The following is a 21530-nucleotide window of genomic DNA, read 5'->3' as shown; positions in this document are numbered from 1 at the left end:
GCGGGCAGTGACGAGCGCGTTTGCCGGTCAACGGAAGTCCCGGGAGTTGTGGCGCACCCCGACGCGCAGGTCTTCGAAGCCGTCCGCCACGAGATTCGTCACACCCTCGGGTGATCGCTCCAGCATCCCGCGCACGATCAGCGCCGGTGAGTCGCGCACGATCCGCCGGTAGCGGGTCCAGACCCCGACCGAGCAGATGACGTTGACGAGGCCGTGTTCGTCCTCGAGGTTGAGGAACGTGATTCCGGATGCTGTCGCCGGGCGCTGCCGGTGCGTCACGAGCCCCGCGACCTCGACGCGTCGCCCGGTCTCGTGCGAGCGCAGGGCGGCCGAGGGCAGCACGCCCCGCGCGGCGAGATCGCCCCGATAGTGCGTCATCGGGTGATCGTCGGGGGAGACGCCCGTGGCCCACAGGTCGGCCGCGAGCCGGTCGTGGCTCGTGAGGTCGGCGAACAGGGGCGGCTGCACGGCGAAGACGGTGCCGGGCAGAAACTGCGCGCGGTCCTGCGCGGCCGATCCCGCCTGCCAGATCGCCTCGCGGCGGGACAGACCCAGGCATTCGAACGCCCCGGCGGTGGCGAGCGCCTCGAGCTGCGCGGCGGTGAGGTCGGTGCGGCGCACGAGATCGTGCATGTCGCGGTAGGGGCCGGCGGCATCCCGATCGGCGACGATGCGCTCGGCGACCTTGGCGCCGATGCCGGTGACCCCGGCGAGCCCCATGCGCACGGCGAAGGCGCCGTCGCGGCGGTGGGATGCCGACACGTCGGGGGCGTCGATGTCGAACTCGCCCGCGGGGGGCTGGTCGGTGTCGAGGCAGGAGTCGAGGCCTGACGAAACGTCGACGTCCTCGACCGGCTCGAGGATCTCGGTCGCCCCCGAGCGGTGCAGGTCGGGGCGGCGCACCTCGACCCCGTGCCGTCGGGCGTCGGCGACGAGCGTCGCGGGCGAGTAGAACCCCATCGGCTGCGATCGCAGAAGCCCCGCGAGGAAGGCCGCGGGATAGTGCAGCTTGAGCCACGAGCTGGCGTAGACCAGCAGCGCGAACGACAGCGAATGCGACTCGGCAAACCCGAAGTCGGCGAACGCCTGGATCTTGGCGTAGATGTCGTCGGCCGCGGCGCCGACGAGCCCGTTCTCGGCCATGCCGGTGTAGAGCTGCTCGCGCAGCGACTCGATCTTCTCCTGCCCCCGTTTGGAACCCATCGCCCGCCGCAGCAGGTCGGCCTGCTCGCCCGAGCAGTTGCCCACCGCCATCGCGATCTGCATCAGCTGCTCTTGGAAGACCGGGATGCCGAGCGTGCGCTCGAGCACCGGCTCGAGCTTGGGGTGGGCGTACTCGACCTTCTCTACCCCCATCTTGCGGCGCACGAACGGGTGCACGGCCCGTCCCTGGATCGGGCCCGGGCGGATGAGGGCGATCTCGACCACGAGGTCGTAGAACCGACGCGGCTGCAGGCGCGGCAGCAGGCCCATCTGTGCGCGCGATTCGACCTGGAACACCCCGATCGAGTCGGCCCGGCACAGCATGTCGTAGACCGCGGGCTCCTCCTTGGGCAGGGTCGCCAGGGTCCACTCCTCGCCGGTGGCGCCACGGATCATGTCGAACGAGTGCTGCAGCGCGGCGAGGATCCCGAGGCCCAGCAGGTCGAATTTGACCAGTCCCATCCAGGCCGCGTCGTCTTTGTCCCACTGGATCACCGTGCGGTTCTCCATGCGCGCGTGCTCGATCGGCACGACCTCGCCGACGGGGCGCTCGGTGAGCACCATGCCGCCCGAGTGGATGCCCAGGTGCCGGGGGGCCTTCAGCAGTTCGCCCGCGTAGTCGACGACAAGATCCGGGATGTCGTGATCCGGCATCGACGACAGCTCGGCGCCCCAGCGCTCGACCTGTTTGGACCAGGCATCCTGCTGGCCGGGGGAGTACCCGAGGGCGCGGGCCATGTCGCGGACGGCGTTCTTGGGCCGGTACTGGATGACGTTCGCCACCTGCGCCGAACGCTCACGGCCGTAGCGGGCGTAGACCCACTGGATGATCTCTTCGCGCCGGTCGGAGTCGAAGTCGACGTCGATGTCGGGCTCTTCTTCGCGCAGCGACGACAGGAACCGCTCGAACGGCAGCCGGTAGAGGATCGGGTCGACGGCGGTGATGTGCAGCAGGTAGCAGACGGCGCTGTTGGCCGCCGATCCCCGCCCCTGGCACAGGATGCCGCGGCGCCGGGCCTCGGCGACGATGTCGTGCACGATGAGGAAGTAGCCCGGAAAGTCCTTCTTCTCGATGACGTTCAGCTCGTTCTCGATGCGCCGGCGGTCGTCGTCGGCCAGGCGCGGGTACAGCTGCGGCACCGCCTGCCACACCAGGTGCCGCAGCCACGACATCGGGGTGTGCCCCTCGGGCACCTCCTGCGTGGGCAGCGCGGGTTTGGCGCGGCGCAGGGGGAAGCCGAGCTCGTCGGCGAGGGTCGCGGTGCGGGCGACGGCACCCGGGTAGCGGGCGAAGCGCTCGGCCATCTCGGCGCCCGAGCGCAGATGCCCCGCGCCGTGTGAGGGCAGCCATCCGTCGAGTTCGTCCATGCTGCGGCCCGCGCGCACGGCCGCGATCGCCGCGGCGAGCCGGGCCTTGGCGGGGGTGGCGTAGTGCACGTTGTTCGTCGCGAGGGTGGGCAGGCTGCGCTCTCGGGCGAGAGATGCGAGCAGGTCGTTGCGCCTCGAATCCAGCGGATCGCCGTGGTCGGTGAGCTCGACGAAGACCGATGTCGCTCCGAAGAGATCGACGAGTGCATCGAGTTCGCGGGCAGCACCCTCGGGCCCCTCGGCGGCGAGGGCCTGCCGCACGGCTCCCTTGCGGCATCCGGTCAGCACCGCCCAGTGCGGATCGCCCGGCCCTCCCGCCCGGTCGGCGAGTTCGCCCGGGTCGTACACGGGGCGCCCCTTCTCACCCCCGCGCAGCTGGGCGGCCGTGATCGCGGCGGCGAGGCGGTGATAGCCCTCCTGTCCCCGGGCGAGCACGAGCAGGTGCCGTCCGACGGGGTCGGCCTCGCCCCTCTGCGGCTTCGGCAGGCCGAGCGACAGCTCGGCGCCGAACACCGTCGTGACGTGGAACGATTCGGCGGCCTCGGCGAAGCGGGCGAGGCCGTAGAAGCCGTCGTGGTCGGTGAGGGCGAGGCCCGAGAGCCCCAGACGCTCGGCCTCTTCGATCAGGGCCTCGGGCGAAGAGGCCCCGTCGAGGAAGGAGTACGACGAGTGCGCGTGCAGCTCGGCGTAGGGCACCGCACTCTCGGGGCGTTCGATGGCCGGTGTGACGTAGGCCCCGCGTTTGCGCGACCAGGCGGGACTGTCGCCGCCGTCGGCGCCTGCCGGCACCTTGTCGGGCCGGGTCGTGCCGAGGATGCGCTCGAGCTCGGACCACGGGATCGGAGGATTGCGAAAACCCATCAGTCGTACCGCCCCTCGGCGCGCCAGGTGTCGCCCTCGAGCACGAGCAGCCAGGCGACCTGGGTGTCGTCGACGATCTGCACCCGGTGCGCCTCGCGTCGCCGCTCGGGATCCCACTCCCGCTCGCGCACACCCCACGGGCCTGCCCACCCCGCGACGGCACGATGGATGCCGGTGCCCGCGATCGCGGCGGGCGCCGCGCTCAGGCGCCCTCGCTCGTCGACGGTCACGGCGGCGCCGTCGGCGGAGGTCACCCGCATCTCGGGCTGCGGGAAGAAGACGGTGGTGGGATGCGGGGCCGGAAGGCTGCCGGGCCAGGGCTGCGAGCGCTCGCGCGCCGGCGCGGCCCGGTCGCCCCACGGCACGAGCACCTGGCGCTCGGCGAGCCAGCGGCCACCCCCGATGGCGGGGGTGACGACGCCGCGATGCCCGAGCAGGGCCTGCACGCGCGAGAGGGCGTGGTGCACGCGCTCGCCCGGGCCCTGGCCGAACAGTCCCGGTTCGTGGTGGGATGCCGCATCCACCGCCTCGGGCTCGAGGCGGACGAGGGTGATGCCGCTGCGCAGCTCGGCGTCGACGGCCGCCTCGAGCTGCCAACGCACCCGGTCGACGACGGCGGCGGCATCGAAGGTGGTGGGGTGCAGCCACACCCGCTCGGACCGCCCGCCGCGGTCATCGCGCAGCTCGACGCGCAGCTCGGTGCACACCAGGCCCCGGGCGGCGAGCGCGTCGACGAAGTCGTCGGCGGTGATGCGCACCGCGAAGCCGACCTGATCGACCAGTTCGAGCGGGGGCTCGAACTGGGCCTCGCGCTCGTGCTCAGGCGGGGGCACCCGCGCGGTGACGGGCCGCGCGTCGAGCCCGCGGGCGAGGCGGTGCAGGCGCACGCCGTGCTCGGAGAAGCGCTCGCGCACCCTGTCTTCGGCGAGCGCGGCGAAATCGCCGAGCGTCTGCACGCCCAGGCGCGCGAGCAGCCCCACCAGCTCGGCGTCGTCGATCGTGCGGATCGACAGGGGCGCGAGGAAGGAGGCCGCGGCACCGGGCTCGACGGCGTGCACCCGCGTTGCGGGCTCTGCACCCGGCCCGGGGCGGGTGCGCCGGGCCGCATGCTCGGCGGTGAAGGGGCCGTCGGCGATGCCGACGCGCGCGTCGGTGAGATCGATGGCCGCCAATTCGTCGAGCAGCACCCGCGCGGCCTCGCTCTCGCCGCCGTAGTACCGCGAGGGGCCGCGGGCACGCAGGGCGCCGATGCCCGCCCGCACGATCTGCACGCCCGGCGCGAGCCGTTCGATGCGGTCGACCACGGGCAGGAACCCGCGGTTGTCGCGCCCCTCGTCGGAGGAGACCAGGCGCAGCCCCGGGCAGCGGGCCTGCGCATCGCGGCGGCGCTGCCCGCGGCGCACGCCACTCGCGCGGGCGGCGGCCGAGCAGGCGACGATGCCGCCCGCCCGCTCGATCGCGATCGGCGCACCGGCATCGAGCGTCGAGCCGCGCTCGCGGGCGAGGGCGGCGATCGGCCAGTCGGGCACCCAGACCAGCAGGGTGCGCACGGGGGTCTGGTGCATCAGCCCACCGCCCGGATCGGGGTGGGCATGGGGATGCTGTCGGGCACATCCGTGCGCGGATGCCCGGCGGGGCTCGCACCGACACCCGCGCCGCCCGCGCCGACGCCCGTGCCCGCGCCGACACCCGCGCCGCCCGCGCCGACGCCCGTGCCCGCACCGACACCCGCGCCGCCCGCGCCGACACCCGCACCGGCCGCGGTGCCGGCGGCATCGGGCAGCAGCATGCGGGTGCTGCGGGGAACGGGAAAGCGTCTGCTGGACGCGGTGACGGTGACCTCGCGCCCGGCGAGATAGCCGTGTCCCTCGCCGAGACCGCGCCAGCGGGGGTCGCTCACGCTCAGCAGCGCATCGGCCCCGGGCCATGCGCCGAGCGTGATCAGCGTCGTGCCGCGATCGCGCAGGCGCGCGGCGAGGCGCGCGACATCGCCCTCGCCCGGGCGCCCCGCCGGATTGACCGCGACGATCGGCAGCACCTCGGCGAGCGCCGAGGCGACCGTGAACCACCGCGCACCGGGCTCGGGAACCAGTACCAGGCGCTCGAGATCGAGGCCGTACTCCTCGGCGGCCTCGGCCCCCAGCGTCGACACCCCGACGATGCCGCACCACGACCCCGCCCGCGAGGCTTGCGCCATGAGCCCGAGCATGAGGCTCGGCGACGAGGAGTCGATCGCGTAGACCGAACCCGGCCGCAGACCCCGCTCGGGCAGCAGCCCGCCGATCGCGGGGTGCACGGGCAGCAGCGGCACCTCGACCCGTCGCCCCCGCACCCGATCGATCTGCGAGCGCAGGCGGCTCAGCTCGTCGACCCGGGCGGTGCCCGGGGACGCCTGCTGCTGCCGTGCGATCGCCATGTCGACAATGGTAGAACAGAGCTTCGACATTGACCACGGGAGGGAGGGGACAAAGATCCGAAGGGCATGTCGTCGCAGCATCCCGAGTCTGCCCCGCCCCTCCGACATCCGGGACATCCGCCCCTGCCGCGGCACGGGCGCCTCCCGCGATACTGAGCGCATGGACCGGCCCGCACGCCCCGCGCGCGAGCCCCGCCGTGCGCCCGCGTTCGGTGCCGCGCTGGCGCTCATCGCGGCGGCATGGCTGCCGGCGCTCGCGGCGGCGCTCGTCGTGCTCGGCACCGGCGGCCCGTGGTCGAACACGCTGCGGGTGATCGTCACGGCCCTCGTGTACGCGCCCGTCGCGGCGGTGGTCATCGTGCGCGGACGCCCCGCGATCGCCCTCGTCGTCGGCGCGCTCGCCGTGCAGTGCGGGTGGCTCGCGCTCGCGGTCGCCGTGCTCCCCCTGACCGAGCCGGGCACCGTGCCCGCAGCCCTCGCCGACGCCGTGCTGCTCTTTCCGCGCCTGGCCGAAGTCGCGGCGCTCTGCCTGCTTCCGCTGCTGCTCGCGCGCCGCCGCGATCGACTCTGGCGCGCGGGCATCGCGGCGGGCATCGTCGTGGTCGCCCTCGACGCGACGCTCTCGCTGTACTCGCGCCTCGTCGAGCCGTTGCCCCTGGGCGTCCTGCTCGTGGTGTTCTACGCCTCGATCGGGCTCTTCGTCGTGGGTACCGCGATGCTCGTCGGCGAGGGTCGTGCCGGCGGGCCGCGCGAGCGTGCCGCCCTGACCTGGCTCGCCGTCGGCGCCGCGCTGCTGGTCGCCGGATACCTGCGCATCGCGATACCGCTCGGACCCACCGCCACCGTGCTCAGCGACGCCGCGTTCGTCCTGGCGCAGGCCGCGCTTCCCGCCGCGGTGCTCGCGGTCGCCCTGCGCGGGCGGCGCATCGGCGAGCACCGCCATCTCGCCGCGGGGGCGCTCCGGGTGCAGGCCGTGGCCGTGTCGATCGCCGCCTACCTGCTCATCTCGCACCTTGCGGGGCTCCTCGGCGCATCGACCGCGGTCGCGGGGGCGATCGCGGCGGGCGCGCTCGCGCTCTGCTGGGTGCCCCTCATGCGCTCCCTGCGCCGCCGCACCGCGGAGCTCTACGGCCAGTCGCGCGACGATGCGCGCGCGGTGCTGCGTCGCATCGGCGCGCACCTCGCCGGCGGCGGCGGACTCACCCCGCTCGCCGCCGCGCTGCGCTCCGCCTGGGGTCTGCAGTCGGTCGAGCTCGTGCCGGATTCGGGGGCCCCGCCCGCCCGCGAGGGATCGGCCGGCGCCGCGGCCGTCGAGATCGAGCTCACGGCGGGTGGCGTGCGCGTCGGTCGCCTCGTGCTCACCTCCGCCGACCCGGCGTACCTGCGCACGGAGATCGCTCCCGTCGTGACCGAGATCGCCGGGCTCATCGCCGTGGCCGTCGTCCTGGCCGACCTCAACATCGAGGTCGCCGAGACACGCGAGCGGATGCTGGAGGTCAGGCGCGAAGAGCGGCGGATGCTGCACCGCGAGCTGCACGACGAGCTCGCTCCCTCGCTCGCGGGCATCGGGTTCGGCATGGCGGCGGCGGGTCGGCTCATCGAGTCCGGCTCGCCCCGCGCGGGGACAGCGCTCGCCGATGTGCGCGACGACGTGGCCCGGCGCGCCGAGGACGTGCGACGGCTCGCCCGCTCGCTGCTGCCCGCCGCCCTCGACGAGGGCGATCTCGAGGGCGCGCTGCAGGAGCTCGCCCGTCGTTTTGCCGTCGACGGGGTGCGCATCGACGTGCGCGCCGCGGGGGCGGATGTGCTGGATGCCGACCTGCAGGTGGCCTGCTACCTCGCGGCGACCGAGGCCGTCGTGGGCATGCGGCGCACGGCCGGGGTCGCGGTCATCGGGGTGGCGGTCGAGGTGGCCTCGGCATCCGTCACCCTTCTCGTGACGGGCGACCGTGTCGACCCCGCCGTCCTGCCCGCGCTCGCCGACGACGTCGCCCGGCGCGCCCGCGACGTCGGCGCCCGCGTGCGCGTCACTCCCGGGCGGCGCGGTGTCGAGGCGGTGATGCCCCGATGACGGGGCGGCGGATCGTCGCGGGCGCGGTCTGGGGGATCTCGTGGGCGCTCGCGCTGGCGTCCCTGACTCTGCAGGCGGTGTGGCAGCTGCCGCAGACCGCGCTGCCGGGGGTGTTCCTCTCACCGGCACCGGCCGAGATGCAGGCGCGCTTCGACGAGATCGGGGTGACCGTCGCGCTGATCTACGGCCCGGTCAGCGCCATGATCCTCGCGCGGCGACCCCACCCGGTGGGGGTGATCCTCGCGGTGCACGCCGTCGGGTCGGGCATCGCCGCGTTCGGGGTGCAGTACGGGCTGCTGGGCGCCGAGATCCCCGGTCTGCCGCTGTGGGGGCTGATCGCGTTCGCGGCCGGGTGGGGGTTCGTCCCGGGCACCTTCATGACCGCCGCGCTGCCGTTGCTCGTGCGTCGCGACGCGGTGCCCGCGTGGCAGCGCGGCGTGATCGTCACCGGCCTCGCCGTGGCCGTGCTCGCGTTCGTGGCGAGCCTGACCCAGCAGAGCGTCGCCGCCCCCGTCAACCCGCTCGCGATCGACCTACCGGGGTATCAGGCGGTGCTTGCGCCCGCCTACACCGCGCTCTCGTTCGCGGCGGTGACGATCTCGGTGCTCTCGTGCGGCGTGCTGATCGGTCGGTGGACACGAGCGCGGGGGCGCGAACGTACGGGGGTGGCGTGGCTCACGCTCGGTCACCTCTTCCTGACCTTCTCCTACATTCTGCTGGTGCTTCCCGCTGAGCTCGCGGCGCCGCGGTGGGTGGTCGATCTCGGGATGATCGCCCCCGTCGTCGGGCAGGTGCTCTACCCCGCCGCGATCCTCGTGTTCGTGCTGGGGCAACGGCTCTGGGGCGTCGAGATGGTCATCAGCCGCGTGATCCTGTGGGCATCGCTCACAATCGGTGGTGTCGCGGTGTCCTTCGCGATCGTGGCGGGCACGGCCCTCGTGCTGCCGGGGGTCGGCGGACTCTGGGTCGTCACGCCGATCGTGATCGCTCTGGCGGTGCAGCCGCTGCGCGTGTGGCTGCAGCGGCGGATCGACGCCCTCGTGTACGGCGAGGGCGCGGACCCCGTGTCGATGCTGGCCCGCCTCGGCGATCGGATCGGCGATCTCGAGCCGGGAGCGGCGGGGCTCCAGCGACTGTGCGATGCGATCCGGCGCGTGCTGCGGCTGGGGTTCGTCGAAGTACGTGCGGCGGGCTCGTCGGAGCTCGTCGCGGCGTCGGGACGGGCGCCGGTCGACGCGCGCGGAGGCGGACAGCTCGTGCGGCCGCTCATGGTGGGCGCGCGCCGCATCGGCGACCTCATCGTCGCCGCGCGCGAGGGGCAGCGCCTGGATCGCCGCACGCGCGCGCTGCTCGATGACATCGTCGGCCTCGTCGCGGCCGCACTGCAGCTGGTCGAGGCCGGTGTCGCGCTCGAGCAGGCCCGCGCGGATCTGCTCGCGCGCCGCGCCGCCGAACGTCGCGCCGTGCGTCGCGAGCTGCACGACGGGCTCGGGCCCGCCCTGGCGGGCATCGGCTTCGGCCTCGCGGCGACGCAGAACCTGCTGAGGGATCACCCCGAGCGCGCCCGCGCGCTGCTGGCCGAGCTCGGCGACGACCTCACCCGCCGCGCCCGTGCGGTGCGGGAGCTGGCCGGGGAGGTGACGCCCTCGCCGCTCGAGGGCGCGACCCTGGGCCGCGCGCTGCGCGAGATCGGCGGACGCTTCGACTCCCCGGCGCTCGCCGTGGCGGTGCGCGTCGATGCCGGCGCCGACGATCACCTGCCCCCACCCGTGCGCGACGGGCTCTACCTGATCGCGTCCGAAGCGCTGGCGAACGCCGTCCGGCATGCGCGGGCCACGCGGATCGAGGTACGGCTGGAGCGCGGGGTCGACGGTGATCCATGGATGCTGCGCATCAGCGACGACGGACGCGGCATCGCCGCCGACGCCCCATGGGGCGTGGGCATGCGGTCGATGCGCGAGCGGGCCGCGGAGCTGGGGGCGAGGCTCGAGATCTCGACCGGGCAGGATGGCACGACGCTGGCGCTCGTGGGGACGCGTGCGGCGCGCGAGGAGCCGGGCGAGGCCGGGACACCTGTGGAGGCTGCGGGGCCGGCCGTGCGCGGAGGTGCGAGGTGAGGGGGACCGACATGACGCGGGAACGGGCGATCACGGTCGCCGTGGTCGACGATCATCCCCTCTTCCGCCGCGGCATCACCTCGCTGCTCGAGACCCTCGACGGGGTGGAGGTGGTGGGCGACGCCGAGACCGTCGACGCCGCGGTCGCGCTCGTCGCGGAACGTACGCCGGATGTCGTGCTGATGGACCTGGACCTGGCAGGGGAGTCGGGCATCGACGCGACGCGCACGATCATGCGACAGCATCCACGCACCGCCGTTCTGGTGCTGACGATGCTCGGAGACGACCAGTCGCTCTTCGCCGCGATGCGCGCCGGGGCCCGGGGTTATCTGCTCAAGGTCGCCACACCGCGCGAGGTCGAGCGGGCGATCCACGCGGTCGCCGAGGGCGAGCTGCTCTTCGGCGCAGACGTCGCCGCGCGCGCGATGGCCTACCTCAGCGGGAGCGCGGGGGATGCCTCCGCCCGGCCGTTTCCCGAGCTCACCGAGCGCGAGAGCGAGGTGCTCGAGCTCGTGGCGCGCGGGCTCGACAACGGCTCGATCGCGCGCACCCTGTTCTTGACCAACAAGACCGTGCGCAACTACGTGTACGGGATCCTCACCAAGCTCGGCGCGTCCGATCGCAGCGCGCTGATCGTCATGGCGCGTGACGCCGGCTTCGGGTCCGTCCGGCGCTGAGCGCCCGTGCGGGCGGGTCGACGCGGGCGGTCGCCGCGGTCGGTCGGCGCGGTCGGTCGGGGTGGTGGTGCGTCCCGGAGCGATGTCCCGGGCGATTCGGGACATCGGCACCTGGGGCCCGGGCCGTCGGGCGCGGGAGTCTCGGGGTGTGCCGCGGTGCGGCAGCGCGGCGGGGGCCGCGCACCTTCGACGAAAGCGAAACCATGACCACCTCTTCATCCGGCGCCCGAACGACCGCGGCGCCGCGGCCGGCGCGCCGCACTCCGTCCCGCGGCTTCCGCTTCGCGGCCTGGCCGCTCTGGCTCACCCTCGCCGGCATCGGCGGCGCGATCGGCACGGTCGGCACCGACCTGCGGCCCGCCGCCGAAACCGAGGCGTGGGAGAACGGCACCGATTACATCGTCACCTCGGCCGACGTGATGGGTTTGGACCCGCTGATCGGGCGGATCGGCTTCACCGCGGGGCTGCTCGGGATCCTCGGCATGCTCGTCTTCGTCGGTGCATGGCGGCGACACGTCGAGGCGCGGTTCGTGCGCTCGAGCGCGGCGGGCGTGGTCACCGCGGGCCTGATCGCGACGGCCGGGGCGTCGCTGCTGGGGTACGGCTGGCGCGGGGCGCTGGCGAACTACCTCGGTCCGGAGGCGGGCCTCTACGACTCGGAGGGGCTGTTCGTCTACTACATGCTGACCGACTTCGGCGCCTACTTGCCGTGGTTCGGAGCACTCGTCGCGGTGCTGGGGATGGGATGGATGGCGTGGGTCGAGCGCTCGATCTCACGGGTGATGGCCTCGGTGGGGCTGGTCGTGGCGCTGTTCCTGCTCGTGCTGACGGTCGCCACGGGCGTGCCGGGTCTGCCGGGAACGCTGACGCCGATCTGGCTGGCGATCGCGGGAATCTGGCTCGCCGTGGGCCGCAGCCGCATCACCGAACCCGAGCCGCCGATGCGCGGCTGACAAGTCCGCCGCGGAGCTTCGGGTGCGTCGCGTCGGTATCCGGACGAGCCGGGGGGCCAGATCGACGGGGGACGATCCGTCCGGACAGGCGGCGTGCAGGTGGGGACCTGCACGCCGCCTTCGCGCGTGCGATGCTGGAGCGGTCAACATTCCGGACCGGCGCGGGCGCCGGCAACGCCGGGGCCCGGGATTCCGGGCCCGCGCGACACGATCGCGGCAACGTCTCCGGAATGTTGACCGCTTACGCGAGGAGAACCATGCAGCAGCGCACTTTCGGACGCACCGGACGCGACGTCTCGGCGATCGGTCTCGGTACCTGGCAGCTCGGCGCCGACTGGGGCGACGTCGGCGAAGACGACGCGTTCGCCGTGCTCGAGACCGCCCTCGAACGGGGCATCACGCTGTTCGACACGGCCGACGTCTACGGCGATGGCCGGTCCGAGACGCTGATCGGCCGCTTCGTCGCCGCCAATCCCGGCGCTGAGCTCACCGTCGCGACCAAGATGGGCCGGCGGCTGCCGCAGGAGCCGGCCAACTACTCGGCGGCGAATTTCCGCGCCTGGACCGACCGCTCGCGCCGCAACCTCGGCGTCGACACGCTCGACCTCGTGCAGCTGCACTGCCCTCCGGCATCCGTCATCGAAGACGACGCCGTCTACGACGCCCTCGACGCGCTCGTGGCAGACGAGACCATCGCGGCCTACGGCGTGTCTGTCGAGACCTGCTCGCAGGCGCTCACCGCGATCGCCCGCCCCGGGGTCGCGAGCGTGCAGATCATCCTGAACCCCTTCCGGCTCAAGCCTCTCGATGAGGTCCTGCCCGCGGCCGAGGCGGCGGGCGTGGGGATCCTCGCTCGGGTGCCGCTCGCATCCGGTCTGCTCTCGGGCAGATACACGCGCGCGACGACGTTCGCCGACAACGACCACCGCACGTACAACCGCGGCGGCGAGGCGTTCGACCGCGGCGAGACATTCTCGGGTGTCGACTTCGAGACCGGCCTCGAGGCGGCGGGGGAACTCGCGGCGGCGCTTCCCGTCGGGGTGACGCTGCCGGCGGCGACCCTCGCGTGGATCGCGTCCCGCCCCGGCGTCTCCTCCGTCATCCCGGGGGCGCGCACCCCCGCGCAGGCAGCATCGAACGCGGATGCCGCCGCCCTGCTCGATGACGGATTCGATATCGCGGCGTTCGATTCCGCCGTGCACCGGGTCTACGACGATCGGCTGAGGGCCGGCATCCACCCGCTCTGGTAGCGGCGCGTCGGGCGCGGGCGGGCCGATGTCCGGGTGTCGCGCGCGTCGGTGTTCGTCGGTTTCGGTCGGTTTCGCAGGGATCCCGCCGCCGAACCCACATATTTGCAGCGAAACCCCATTCGTCGTGTGGTGGCTCGCTGCAAAAGTGTGGGTTCGGGCGTTTGTGGCGCAGGCCGGGCCGTCGGGGGCGGGATGGACTCCGGGCGGGGGTAGGGGGGTCTACCGGGGGCGGTATCCGTCGGTTTCGCAGGGATCCCGCCGCCGAACCCACATATTTGCAACGAAACCCCATACGACGCGTGATGTTTCGCTGCAAAAGTGTGGGTTCGGGCGTTTGCGGCGCCGGCCGTGCTGCCGATGGGCGGGCCGGGGCGGCGCGGGCCGGGGCGGCGCGCGGCCGGGGCGGCGCCGGCCGGGGTGGCGCCGGCCGGGCGGCCGCGCGGTCGCGGGATGGCGGCGGGATGCTGCCGTCCCGCGACCGCGCGGGCGCTCAGTGAGCGCTGTGGCCGGGCATCTCGCCGTGGGGCACGGCGTGGTCGCCGGCGTCCGTGGCCGCGAGGGCCGGGGTGGTCAGCGCGGCGACGATCGCGGCACCCGCCAGCAGTCCCGTGATGGTGCGGCCGGGTCGGGGTTCGCGGCGCTCGGGAGCGGCCGATTCCGCGAGCCCGCCGGCGCCAACCGGACCGGCACCGGCAGCACCGCCCCCGGCATCGGCAACGGCACCACCGACCGGACCGGCACCGCCACCGGCATCAACCGCCCGCGCACCACCCCGGACCCCGCGCCGCACCGCGAGGGCGCATGCACCCGCGATGAACACGACGAACACCGTCGAGCTCGCCAGCGGCAGCCAGGCCATCACGCCCGCAAGTGCCGCGGCGACAGAGGCCGCGACGATCGCCACGGCGGCGCCGAGCGCGATGCGTGGCACGACGAGGCCGCCCGCGCGCAGCACGAGCACACCCCAGACGATCTCGACCGCCCCGATGAGGACGAACAGTGCGAGCATGGCAGGCGGCGCCGCAGCCGCGACCGCGAGATGAATGAGGCCCGCCCCCCACGAGGCGAGAGCGGGCCACATGCGCAGAGACATCGCGCGGATCAGGCCGTCGCGTGGCGTGTGCGCACGCCGCGCTCGGCGCCGAGGCCGACACCGAGCAGCACGAGGGCGCTGGCCAGGTGCAGGAAGTGGTCGGCGGTGTTGAGGGCGAGGATGTTCAGCGCGCTCTCGGCGATGAAGAATCCGACGATGCCCAGCAGCAGGTACACGGCGCCGATCGTGACGTTGACGCCCTTGGCGGCCGAGACCGACGAGAGGCCGGCGATCAGCAGCGCGGCACCGATCAGCAGATGAGCGATGTTGTGCAGCGGGTTGACCTCGAAGATGCCGAGCAGCAGGCCGCCCTCGGTGGCGATGAAGCCGACGCCGCCGGTGACCGCGAAGCCGAGCAGCCCCACGAGGATGTAGACGGCACCGAAGATCGTCGCGACGATGCGGTTGGGTGACGTGCGCATGACGCGCCTCCAATCTCGAGCCCGGTGTCTCCGGGCTCCCAGGTGTTTCGGAGGTTAGCCGCCATCGGATTGGACGGCCCGGGGGTTGCGTCGGCACTGGCGCGCGCGGTATTGGCGATGATCAGGCATTCTCCGAAGCCTGCCGAGGCACCCCCGGGCGCGGCACGGCGCTACCCTGGGCGCATGATCATCGAGTTCGACGCCGAGGTCTGGCAGTGGGATGCCCGTGAGGACTCGTCGTGGTTCTTCGTCTCGGTGCCGCCAGAGTTGAGCGCCGACATCCGCGAGATCCCGCGCCCCGCGCGCGGCTTCGGCTCGGTGCGCGTGCGGGCAACGATCGGCGGGTCGACGTGGTCGACGTCGATCTTTCCGTCTGCGCAGGAGGGCACGTACGTGCTTCCGCTCAAAAGGGCGGTGCGGGATGCCGAGGGCCTCTCGCTCGGCGACGTCGCCCGCGTGCGGCTCGAGATCATCGACGCCTGAGGCCGTCGGCCTCTCATTCTCACGCGCGGGTTCCTCAGGCTGACCTCAAGATCACCGCAGTGGATGCTGTGATCCATGCGCGCTCATGGACACCGAATGTGCCTACGACCAGGCATTACGGCGAGTTCCGGGCGGTGAAGGACTTTCCACAGCGAATGAGAGACAGTTGACATCTAGATGAGAGACGTCTCATGATCATCTCGGGGAGGGGATCTCACGAGTGGGATTCCCAAGGACCCAGCTCTGGAAGGCTGGGATATCTGGGGAAACAAGGGATATCCGAGCGCGTCAGTGCTGACCTGTTCATTTATTCCACTGGGGAGATACGCACATGCGTGCATCGATTCGCAATTACATCACCGCCGCCAAGAAGCGCCGCGAAGAGACCGGTGAGGGCGGATTCTCGCTCATCGAGCTCATCGTCGTCGTCGTCATCCTCGGCGTTCTGGCCGCCGTGGCCATCCCGATCTTCGCGAACATCCAGGCCTCGGCCGAGGTCAACTCGCTGAAGACTGTCGCCGCGAACGGCGCGTCGCAGGTGGCATCGTCCGTGGCGCAGGGTGGCAGCACCCTCGCTGTCGGCGACACTCTGGCGAACCTGTCGAAGGATGGCGTGACGGCCAAGGTCACCAAGCTGACCGCGGGCAACATCGACACGATCTGTGTCGAGGCCACCAAGACCGGTGTCACCGCGCAGAAGGCCGGACCCGGCTGCTAAGCAGCCACACGAACTGACGGGGCCGCGCGGCGACACAGCCGCCGCCGGCTCCGGCCAGAGCCCCTGAGCGGACTGGGGAAGACCGCTCGGGGGTGCAACTTGGGGAAGTCCCTTCGGGGACAACAGCTCGCACCTGGGGAGGGTGGGCGACATGGGAACGTCGCAGAAGCGGCAGCACGGGGGAGGCGCACGGCGCACCGCCGACGGGGGTTTCAGCCTCGTCGAGGTCGTCGTCGCGATGTTGCTGCTGATGGTGATCTCGCTGGCGGTCGTACCGCTGCTGATCACCGCGACGGCATCGAGTGCGGACAACCGCGATCTGGCCACGGCGAACGCTTTGGCGAACGCCGAGATCGCAGAGATCCGTGCCCGGTTCCCGGACTCGTCCACGACGACGAGCTGCGGCTCCGTGCTCGCATCGGCTGGGGGAGTCGATGCGAGCACGGGGCTCACCACCGCCTACGGGTTCGGCGCCTGCCCGGCGCAATACCCGGGCACCGTGACCGTCACGGTCACCGTCCGCGAGGAGCCCGGTTCGCCGGTGCTCACGTCGGTGCCCACCAAGATCCTGGTGAGCACCTCGTGACCGCCGCATCGCGCCGATCGACCGCCGCGCACCGCCGATCGACCGCCGCGCACCGCCGATCCGCGGGCGCCACGACCGCCGCCTCGACGGGCGAGGGCGGGGCGACGCTGATCGAGCTGATCATGTACGGCGCGCTCACGGCACTGCTGCTCGGCATCCTGGCGGTGCTCTTCACGACCGGGCTGTCATCGGGGGCGGCGGCCACCGAACGCGATCAGGCCACCGGCAAAGCGCAGGTGATCGCGAACTCGGTGCAGACCAGCATCCGCAATTCCACCGACTTCCGCGTCGACGGGCTCGTGCTGCGGGCCCGGGTCGCCACCGGCACGACGTCGGCGCGCTGCGAGGCATGGGCCCTCACGCCCGCCGGCTCGCTCATGCACCGCACGGCGGCGACCGCGATCGCGCTGCCGGCCGCGGGCTACTCCGGCTGGACGCAGCTCTCGACCGGCGTCGAGGGCACCGGCCCGGGCGGCGCCGCCTTCACGACGTCGGGTAAGAGCCTGACCCTCACCCTCGCGGTCACGACCGGCGAGTCCACGATTCCGATCTCGGGCGGCACGCTCGCCCAGGCCACGCAGGAAGGAACGACCGCCTCATGCTGGTGAACCGCCTGCGCACCCGCGCCCACACCGCGCGCACCCGCGCGCACGACCGCCACACCGCCCGCACCGCGCACACCACCCGCACGGCCCGCGCCGACGACCAGGGCTCGGCCCTCGTCTCTGTCGTCGTGATCATGCTCGTGCTGAGCCTCGTCGCGATGACCGCGGCGGCCGTCGTCACCGGCACCGCCTCCTCGATCGTGCAGACGCGCGGCGGGGTGCAGGCCAAGGCCGCGGCCGACGCCGGAATCTCGGCCGCGTTGGCCCAGGCACGCCGCACCTCGGACTTCTGCGCGCTGTCGCTGACAGCATCCACCCCCTCGTATTCCGTCACGAGCACATGCACGACCGACCGCGTGACCTTCACCTCGACCGGGCGCGGCACCGACGGCGGAACGACCGTCACCCGGGCCGTGTACGCGTATGAGACGGCGCCCTCGTTCGGCGGCGCCGCCGAGCTGGTGTTCTTCAATCCGGCGGGGGAGAGCGTCTACTTCACCAACCACGTCATGCCCAAGTCGACGGGCCTGACCGCCGTCGAGTTCCCGGCGGGCGGCGGCTTCGAATGCAAGACCGTGATCCCGGGCGATGTGCGCATCAAGGGCTCGTTCCAGGGACAGTCGGGCTGCACCATCACCGGCAGCCTGCACGCGGGCGGGAGCAATCCGTTCGGTGCCTGGTCGGTGTATCTCAACAACAGCGATGTCGTGCAGGGCAGTGTCACCTCGGGCGGCAGCACGGCGATCGGCGGCAGCATCTCGAAGGTCGGCGGCACGCTGACGCTGCCGCAGAGCGCCAAGCTGCAGATCCAGTGGGCCGATGTCACCGCCGCCAAGCCGACGAGCCACGCGAAGGTCGCGAACGGAGCCGCGAACGGCATCCGCTGGCAGCCGAGCGTGACCGCGCCCACCTTCGACCCGTGGTTCGACTACGCCTACAAGGCCGCGGACTGGCCGGGCTTCGACATCGTCACCATCACCCCGATGTCGGCGCCGTACAGCTGCAGCACCATCAACGGCAAGACCACGACGTTCTGGAACACCTTCGTCACGGGTCTGGCAAAGAACACGGTCGTCGACACGACGGCGTGCACGAACGGCATCGACACGGCATTCGGGGCCGATGCCAAGGCGCAGCTGGGCGTCAACCTCGTGCTCGTGGCCAACAGCTTCTCGTTCGGCAAGTTCACGCTGACCCCCAAGTCGGGCACCGACCCGCAGGCGTGGTTCGTCGTGCCCGATGCGGTCGCCGACAAGCAGCCCACGTGCGTGCCCGGTCGCACGATCGAGACGGACGCCTACATCGACATCCGGGTGAAGGCCATGGCCTACACCCCCTGCACGCTGCGGGTCGGCAACGGCGGCACCTGGACCGGCTCGATGTACGCCGGCACGCTCGACGACGGCGGCAGCATCAACATCTACGCGCACTCGATGGCGCTGCCCGGACAGTGGGGCGCGGGTCCCGGCGGCTCGGGCGCCACCGGCGGCGGCACCACGACACTCGGCGCCCTCCTCTCGCAGCGGGACATCTCGTGACCGCGCTCGCTTCCGCCACGATCGCCGCCCTCGCAGGAGCCGTTGCCCGGCGTGCGATGCTCCGGTGCGGCCGTGGCAGAACGTGCCGGTGGTGTCGTGGATGCTGCTGCGCGGTCGTTGCGCGACGTGCCGCACCGCGATCTCGGCCCGCTACCCGCTGGTCGAGCTCGCGACGGGCGTCGCGTTCGCGGGCGTCACCGCCGCGACCCTCGCGACCACGTCCCTGCCGGTCGCCGCGACCGCCGCAGTGCTCGTCGCCTACCTCTACTTCGTGTCGATCGCGATCGCGCTGACGCTGATCGATCTCGACACGCACCGCCTGCCCAACGCGATCGTGCTGCCGAGCTATCTCGTGGCGGGATCGCTGTTCGCGCTCGCGTGCCTGCTCGGGGCCGACTGGTCGGCGCTTGGGCGCGCCGGGATCGGCGCCGCGGTGCTGTACGGGTTCTACGCCGTGCTGCGCCTCGTCCGGCCCGACGGCATGGGCGGCGGCGACGTCAAGCTCGCCGGCGTCATCGGTCTGTACCTCGGGTGGCTCGGCTGGGGCGCGCTCGCGGTCGGAGCGTTCGCGGCCTTCGTGCTGGGCGGGGTCTTCGGCCTCGCGCTCATGGGGCTGCAGCGGGCGGGGCGCCGCACGGCGATCCCGTTCGGCCCCTGGATGCTGCTGGGCGCCCTCGGCGGCATCGCCGCGGGCGAGTGGCTGGCGGGGTGGTACACGGGCACGGTCTTCACGACGTGATGCAACAGCGTGCGCGCACCGGGTGGAAGCGGGGCGCGTGCGAGTCGAGGCGGCGGGGGCCGCACTGGGGAATCAAGGGAGGGGACACCATGGCGAGAACGCTCGTGGGACTGGAGATCACCGAAGAGAGCGTGCGCGCGGTCGAGATCACGACCGGGCGCATGCCCAAGCTCGTCGCCAGCGGCGAGGTCGCATTGCCGCCCGGAGCCGCGAAGGACTCCGAAGTGCTCGATGTGGATGCCGTCGCCGTCGCGATCCGGCAGCTGTGGAGCCGCGCGGGCATCAAGGGGCGCCGGGTCGTGCTCGGCATCGGCAGCCGGCGCGTGCTCGTGCGCGAGTACACGACGCAGGCGATGCGCCCGGAGCTGCTGCGCCAGGCGCTGCCGTTCCAGGTGCAGGATCTGCTGCCGGTGCCGGCGCACCAGGCGGTGCTGGACTTCTTCCCGGTGTCGGAGCACGACGGCCAGGTCACGGGCCTGCTCGTCGCGGCCGTCGCCGAGACCGTCGAGCAGCTGGTGGCGACGCTCGCCAAGGCGGGACTTCGTACCGACCTCGTCGACCTCGTGCCCTTCGGGCTCGCGCGCCTGGCCGGTCGGCTCTCGCCCGGTGAGAGCGTGGCGATGGTGCACGTGGGCGACCACACCACGCACGTCGTGATCGCCGTCGACGGGGTGCCGCGCTTCGTGCGCGTGATCCCGATCGACGTGCCCACGGCAGCGACCGCCCTGCGCGCCGCGGCCGAGCGCACCGACGCCCCGGCCGCCCTCGATCCCGTCGTCGCCGACCTCGCCCACCGGGTGCGCTCGACGATCGCGTTCTACGGCGATCGCCCCGACGGCACATCGATCTCCGGCATCCACCTGAGCGGTGCGGGCGCGGCCCTGCCGGGCCTGCGCTCGGCGCTCGTCGGCGGGCTCGACATCACGGTGCACGAGGCCACGCTCGGCGACCTCGTCGCCCTGGAGCAGGCGCAGGTGCCGAGCGAGAGCGCGCTGAACCTCGTCAGCACCGTCGGCGTCGCGCTGGGGGAGGCCGCCTGATGCGCGCTCCGATCCTCGCCACCCCGCGCGCGCCGCGGGTCAACCTCATGCCGCGCGCCGAGATCGAGCGCCGTCGCCGCGCGGTCCTCGTGCGCACGTGGGCGTGGGTGCTCGTCGCGGCCCTCGCGGCGGTCGCTGTCACCGCGGGCGCCGCGTTCGTGGTCAAGCTCGCCGCCGACCAGCGGCTGGCGCTCGAGCAGGCGCGCACCGCCGAGCTGCTGACCGAGCTCGCCGCACTCACCGAGGTCAGCTCGGCGCTGACCTCGGTGGGCGAGCTCGGCGCCTTCCGCGCCGACGCGATGGGCACCGACATCCTCTGGCGCGACACCGTCTCGGGCCTTGCCGGCGCGCTGCCGGCGGGCGTCTCGATCACGGGCTTCGACGTCGTCGTCGGCGCGGCACCCGTCGTGGCGGCCGACACCGACAGCGACGTGGCGGCCGACACGGCCGTCGCGAGCGCCGCCGCGAGCGGGCTCACCGGCACGCTCACGCTCACCAGCGCAACGCCGCTCGACATGGCCGGCACGATCCGCAGCCTGCGCGACGTCGCGGGCGTAAAGGCGGTCGATGGCCGCGACGTCACCTCCACCGACACCGACGGCGCGACCGCCTACACCTACCTGCTCGAGCTCGATCTCGACCAGTCCATCTACAGCGGCCGCTACGCCGCGGGGGAGACGGAGTGATGGCCCAGTTCCCGAAGCAGTTCATCAACCTGATCGGCGCGATCCTCGTGATCGCGGTGATCGTCGCCGGCATCCTGCTGCTGGCCGTGCCGCTGTTCGTCAACGCCTCGCAGACGGGTGAGAGCTCGCAGAGCGTCGCGGCCTCCAACGCCGCCTACGCCGTGCGGGTCGCAACGCTCGAGGCCGAGAGCGAGCGGCTCGACGAGATCGAGAGCGACCTCGCCGAGCTGCGCGCCGAGATCCCTGCCGCGAGCGACCTCGACGACGTGTTCGAGCTCGTCGCGACCGCCGCCCAGCAGGCCGGGGTCACCGTCGTCAGCGCCACGGCGTCGACGTCCGAGCCCTGGACCGCCCGCACCGCGGCGGTCTCGGCCGACGCCGCGGTCGCGCCGGCCGCCCCCGCCGACGGGCAGGCGCCCTCCGACGGCACGACGACGGATGCTGCCGCCACCGGCAGCGAGACGTCCGAGACCGCGGGGGGTGCAGCATCCACCGATTCGGGTCGAGTGCAGGTGCCCTTCACGATCATCGTGGAAGCCGCCGACCCCGATGCGGCGGCGCGGTTCCTCGACGCGCTCGCGCAGGGCCCGCGTCTCATCGCCGTCGTGCAGTCGTCGCTCGTCGACGACGCCGAGTCGCCGCGACTGACCGTCAACGCGCTGACCTTCGTGCAGCCGGGCGCCGCATCCGCGGCGGGGGAGTGA

Annotated in this window: 19 protein-coding genes and 1 pseudogene; 15 read left to right on the top strand and 5 right to left on the bottom strand. The window is 72.8% G+C overall.

Going from position 1 to position 21530, the window contains the following annotated elements; genetic code table 11:
- Positions 1–27 precede the first annotated feature (27 nt).
- The 3 genes from DI573_RS08285 to DI573_RS08275 are packed head-to-tail and all read right to left on the bottom strand — an operon-like array spanning position 28 to position 5848.
- The gene (locus tag DI573_RS08285) at positions 28–3432 is read right to left on the bottom strand and encodes an error-prone DNA polymerase (RefSeq protein ID WP_292812743.1); all 3405 of its coding nucleotides are present in this window, start codon (positions 3430–3432) and stop codon (positions 28–30) included.
- A complete protein-coding gene (locus DI573_RS08280) occupies positions 3432–4997 on the bottom strand; it encodes a DNA polymerase Y family protein (RefSeq protein ID WP_292812740.1) in 1566 nt (521 codons plus the stop codon). Before DI573_RS08280 ends, DI573_RS08285 begins: the two co-directional genes overlap by 1 nt.
- Entirely contained in the window at positions 4997–5848 is an 852-nt protein-coding gene (locus tag DI573_RS08275) for a hypothetical protein (RefSeq protein WP_292812737.1), read from the bottom strand. The genes DI573_RS08280 and DI573_RS08275 overlap by 1 nt, the downstream gene beginning before the upstream one ends.
- A gap of 160 nt (positions 5849–6008) precedes the next feature.
- On the opposite strand from DI573_RS08275, the gene DI573_RS08270 reads away from it, so the two are divergent.
- The 5 genes from DI573_RS08270 (at position 6009) to DI573_RS08250 (ending at position 12916) form a co-directional block, all read left to right on the top strand.
- Entirely contained in the window at positions 6009–7919 is a 1911-nt protein-coding gene (locus DI573_RS08270) for a histidine kinase (protein WP_292812735.1), read from the top strand.
- A complete protein-coding gene (locus DI573_RS08265) occupies positions 7916–10036 on the top strand; it encodes an ATP-binding protein (protein ID WP_292812732.1) in 2121 nt (706 codons plus the stop codon). Before DI573_RS08270 ends, DI573_RS08265 begins: the two co-directional genes overlap by 4 nt.
- Before the next feature lie 11 nt (positions 10037–10047).
- On the top strand, positions 10048–10713 hold the full coding sequence (locus DI573_RS08260) for a response regulator transcription factor (RefSeq protein WP_292812730.1): 666 nt from the start codon (positions 10048–10050) through the stop codon (positions 10711–10713).
- A gap of 203 nt (positions 10714–10916) precedes the next feature.
- Positions 10917–11666, top strand: coding sequence for a hypothetical protein (locus tag DI573_RS08255; RefSeq protein WP_292812727.1), 750 nt, complete (start codon positions 10917–10919; stop codon positions 11664–11666).
- Between the two features lie 257 nt (positions 11667–11923).
- Positions 11924–12916, top strand: coding sequence for an aldo/keto reductase (locus DI573_RS08250; RefSeq protein ID WP_292812725.1), 993 nt, complete (start codon positions 11924–11926; stop codon positions 12914–12916).
- A gap of 490 nt (positions 12917–13406) precedes the next feature.
- Here DI573_RS08250 and DI573_RS08245 read toward each other — a convergent pair whose 3' ends face one another.
- Together DI573_RS08245 and DI573_RS08240 are read right to left on the bottom strand one after the other, a co-directional pair.
- Positions 13407–14009 carry a hypothetical protein gene (locus tag DI573_RS08245; protein WP_292812722.1) on the bottom strand — a complete coding sequence of 201 codons (603 nt, stop codon included), beginning with the start codon at positions 14007–14009 and terminating at the stop codon, positions 13407–13409.
- An 8-nt stretch (positions 14010–14017) separates the two neighbouring features.
- A complete protein-coding gene (locus DI573_RS08240; RefSeq protein WP_292812720.1) occupies positions 14018–14431 on the bottom strand; it encodes a DUF4383 domain-containing protein in 414 nt (137 codons plus the stop codon).
- A gap of 183 nt (positions 14432–14614) precedes the next feature.
- On the opposite strand from DI573_RS08240, the gene DI573_RS08235 reads away from it, so the two are divergent.
- The 10 genes and pseudogenes from DI573_RS08235 to DI573_RS08190 all read left to right on the top strand — a co-directional run bounded on the left by DI573_RS08235 (position 14615) and on the right by DI573_RS08190 (position 21530).
- On the top strand, positions 14615–14914 hold the full coding sequence (locus tag DI573_RS08235; RefSeq protein ID WP_292812717.1) for a DUF1905 domain-containing protein: 300 nt from the start codon (positions 14615–14617) through the stop codon (positions 14912–14914).
- 331 nt (positions 14915–15245) lie between these two features.
- On the top strand, positions 15246–15632 hold the full coding sequence (locus tag DI573_RS08230) for a prepilin-type N-terminal cleavage/methylation domain-containing protein (RefSeq protein WP_292812715.1): 387 nt from the start codon (positions 15246–15248) through the stop codon (positions 15630–15632).
- 151 nt (positions 15633–15783) lie between these two features.
- On the top strand, positions 15784–16218 hold the full coding sequence (locus tag DI573_RS08225; protein ID WP_292812713.1) for a prepilin-type N-terminal cleavage/methylation domain-containing protein: 435 nt from the start codon (positions 15784–15786) through the stop codon (positions 16216–16218).
- Complete coding sequence (locus DI573_RS08220; RefSeq protein WP_292812710.1) at positions 16215–16826, top strand: hypothetical protein; 612 nt, start codon at positions 16215–16217, stop codon at positions 16824–16826. Before DI573_RS08225 ends, DI573_RS08220 begins: the two co-directional genes overlap by 4 nt.
- Positions 16817–18361 carry a hypothetical protein gene (locus tag DI573_RS08215; protein WP_292812707.1) on the top strand — a complete coding sequence of 515 codons (1545 nt, stop codon included), beginning with the start codon at positions 16817–16819 and terminating at the stop codon, positions 18359–18361. The genes DI573_RS08220 and DI573_RS08215 overlap by 10 nt, the downstream gene beginning before the upstream one ends.
- Before the next feature lie 43 nt (positions 18362–18404).
- Positions 18405–18548, top strand: a pseudogene (locus DI573_RS08210) (prepilin peptidase); the annotation flags it as partial.
- Positions 18549–18608: 60 nt separating this feature from the next.
- Positions 18609–19100 (top strand): A24 family peptidase, encoded by a 492-nt coding sequence (locus DI573_RS08205; RefSeq protein WP_292812749.1) that lies wholly within the window; start codon positions 18609–18611, stop codon positions 19098–19100.
- Positions 19101–19189: 89 nt separating this feature from the next.
- Positions 19190–20140 carry a pilus assembly protein PilM gene (gene pilM / locus DI573_RS08200; protein WP_292812705.1) on the top strand — a complete coding sequence of 317 codons (951 nt, stop codon included), beginning with the start codon at positions 19190–19192 and terminating at the stop codon, positions 20138–20140.
- Entirely contained in the window at positions 20140–20826 is a 687-nt protein-coding gene (locus DI573_RS08195; RefSeq protein WP_292812703.1) for a hypothetical protein, read from the top strand. The genes pilM and DI573_RS08195 overlap by 1 nt, the downstream gene beginning before the upstream one ends.
- Positions 20826–21530: a hypothetical protein gene (locus tag DI573_RS08190; RefSeq protein ID WP_292812700.1), complete on the top strand. Its 705-nt coding sequence runs from the start codon at positions 20826–20828 to the stop codon at positions 21528–21530. Before DI573_RS08195 ends, DI573_RS08190 begins: the two co-directional genes overlap by 1 nt.

It is taken from the genome of Microbacterium sp. (assembly GCF_003248605.1).
Taxonomy (GTDB): Bacteria; Actinomycetota; Actinomycetes; order Actinomycetales; family Microbacteriaceae; genus Microbacterium.
This window is presented reverse-complemented; position numbering and strand designations above follow the sequence as displayed.

What these genes read in the sequence shown, in the direction of transcription:
- DI573_RS08195 (WP_292812703.1), top strand. Translation starts at nt 20,140, where the DNA reads ATGCGCGCTCCGATCCTCGCCACCCCGCGCGCGCCGCGGGTCAACCTC.
- DI573_RS08265 (WP_292812732.1), top strand. Translation starts at nt 7,916, where the DNA reads ATGACGGGGCGGCGGATCGTCGCGGGCGCGGTCTGGGGGATCTCGTGG.
- DI573_RS08285 (WP_292812743.1), bottom strand. Translation starts at nt 3,432, where the DNA reads ATGGGTTTTCGCAATCCTCCGATCCCGTGGTCCGAGCTCGAGCGCATC.
- DI573_RS08270 (WP_292812735.1), top strand. Translation starts at nt 6,009, where the DNA reads ATGGACCGGCCCGCACGCCCCGCGCGCGAGCCCCGCCGTGCGCCCGCG.
- DI573_RS08240 (WP_292812720.1), bottom strand. Translation starts at nt 14,431, where the DNA reads ATGCGCACGTCACCCAACCGCATCGTCGCGACGATCTTCGGTGCCGTC.
- DI573_RS08230 (WP_292812715.1), top strand. Translation starts at nt 15,246, where the DNA reads ATGCGTGCATCGATTCGCAATTACATCACCGCCGCCAAGAAGCGCCGC.
- DI573_RS08255 (WP_292812727.1), top strand. Translation starts at nt 10,917, where the DNA reads ATGACCACCTCTTCATCCGGCGCCCGAACGACCGCGGCGCCGCGGCCG.
- DI573_RS08215 (WP_292812707.1), top strand. Translation starts at nt 16,817, where the DNA reads ATGCTGGTGAACCGCCTGCGCACCCGCGCCCACACCGCGCGCACCCGC.
- DI573_RS08260 (WP_292812730.1), top strand. Translation starts at nt 10,048, where the DNA reads ATGACGCGGGAACGGGCGATCACGGTCGCCGTGGTCGACGATCATCCC.
- DI573_RS08275 (WP_292812737.1), bottom strand. Translation starts at nt 5,848, where the DNA reads ATGGCGATCGCACGGCAGCAGCAGGCGTCCCCGGGCACCGCCCGGGTC.
- DI573_RS08250 (WP_292812725.1), top strand. Translation starts at nt 11,924, where the DNA reads ATGCAGCAGCGCACTTTCGGACGCACCGGACGCGACGTCTCGGCGATC.
- DI573_RS08225 (WP_292812713.1), top strand. Translation starts at nt 15,784, where the DNA reads ATGGGAACGTCGCAGAAGCGGCAGCACGGGGGAGGCGCACGGCGCACC.
- DI573_RS08245 (WP_292812722.1), bottom strand. Translation starts at nt 14,009, where the DNA reads ATGTCTCTGCGCATGTGGCCCGCTCTCGCCTCGTGGGGGGCGGGCCTC.
- DI573_RS08280 (WP_292812740.1), bottom strand. Translation starts at nt 4,997, where the DNA reads ATGCACCAGACCCCCGTGCGCACCCTGCTGGTCTGGGTGCCCGACTGG.
- pilM (WP_292812705.1), top strand. Translation starts at nt 19,190, where the DNA reads ATGGCGAGAACGCTCGTGGGACTGGAGATCACCGAAGAGAGCGTGCGC.
- DI573_RS08235 (WP_292812717.1), top strand. Translation starts at nt 14,615, where the DNA reads ATGATCATCGAGTTCGACGCCGAGGTCTGGCAGTGGGATGCCCGTGAG.
- DI573_RS08190 (WP_292812700.1), top strand. Translation starts at nt 20,826, where the DNA reads ATGGCCCAGTTCCCGAAGCAGTTCATCAACCTGATCGGCGCGATCCTC.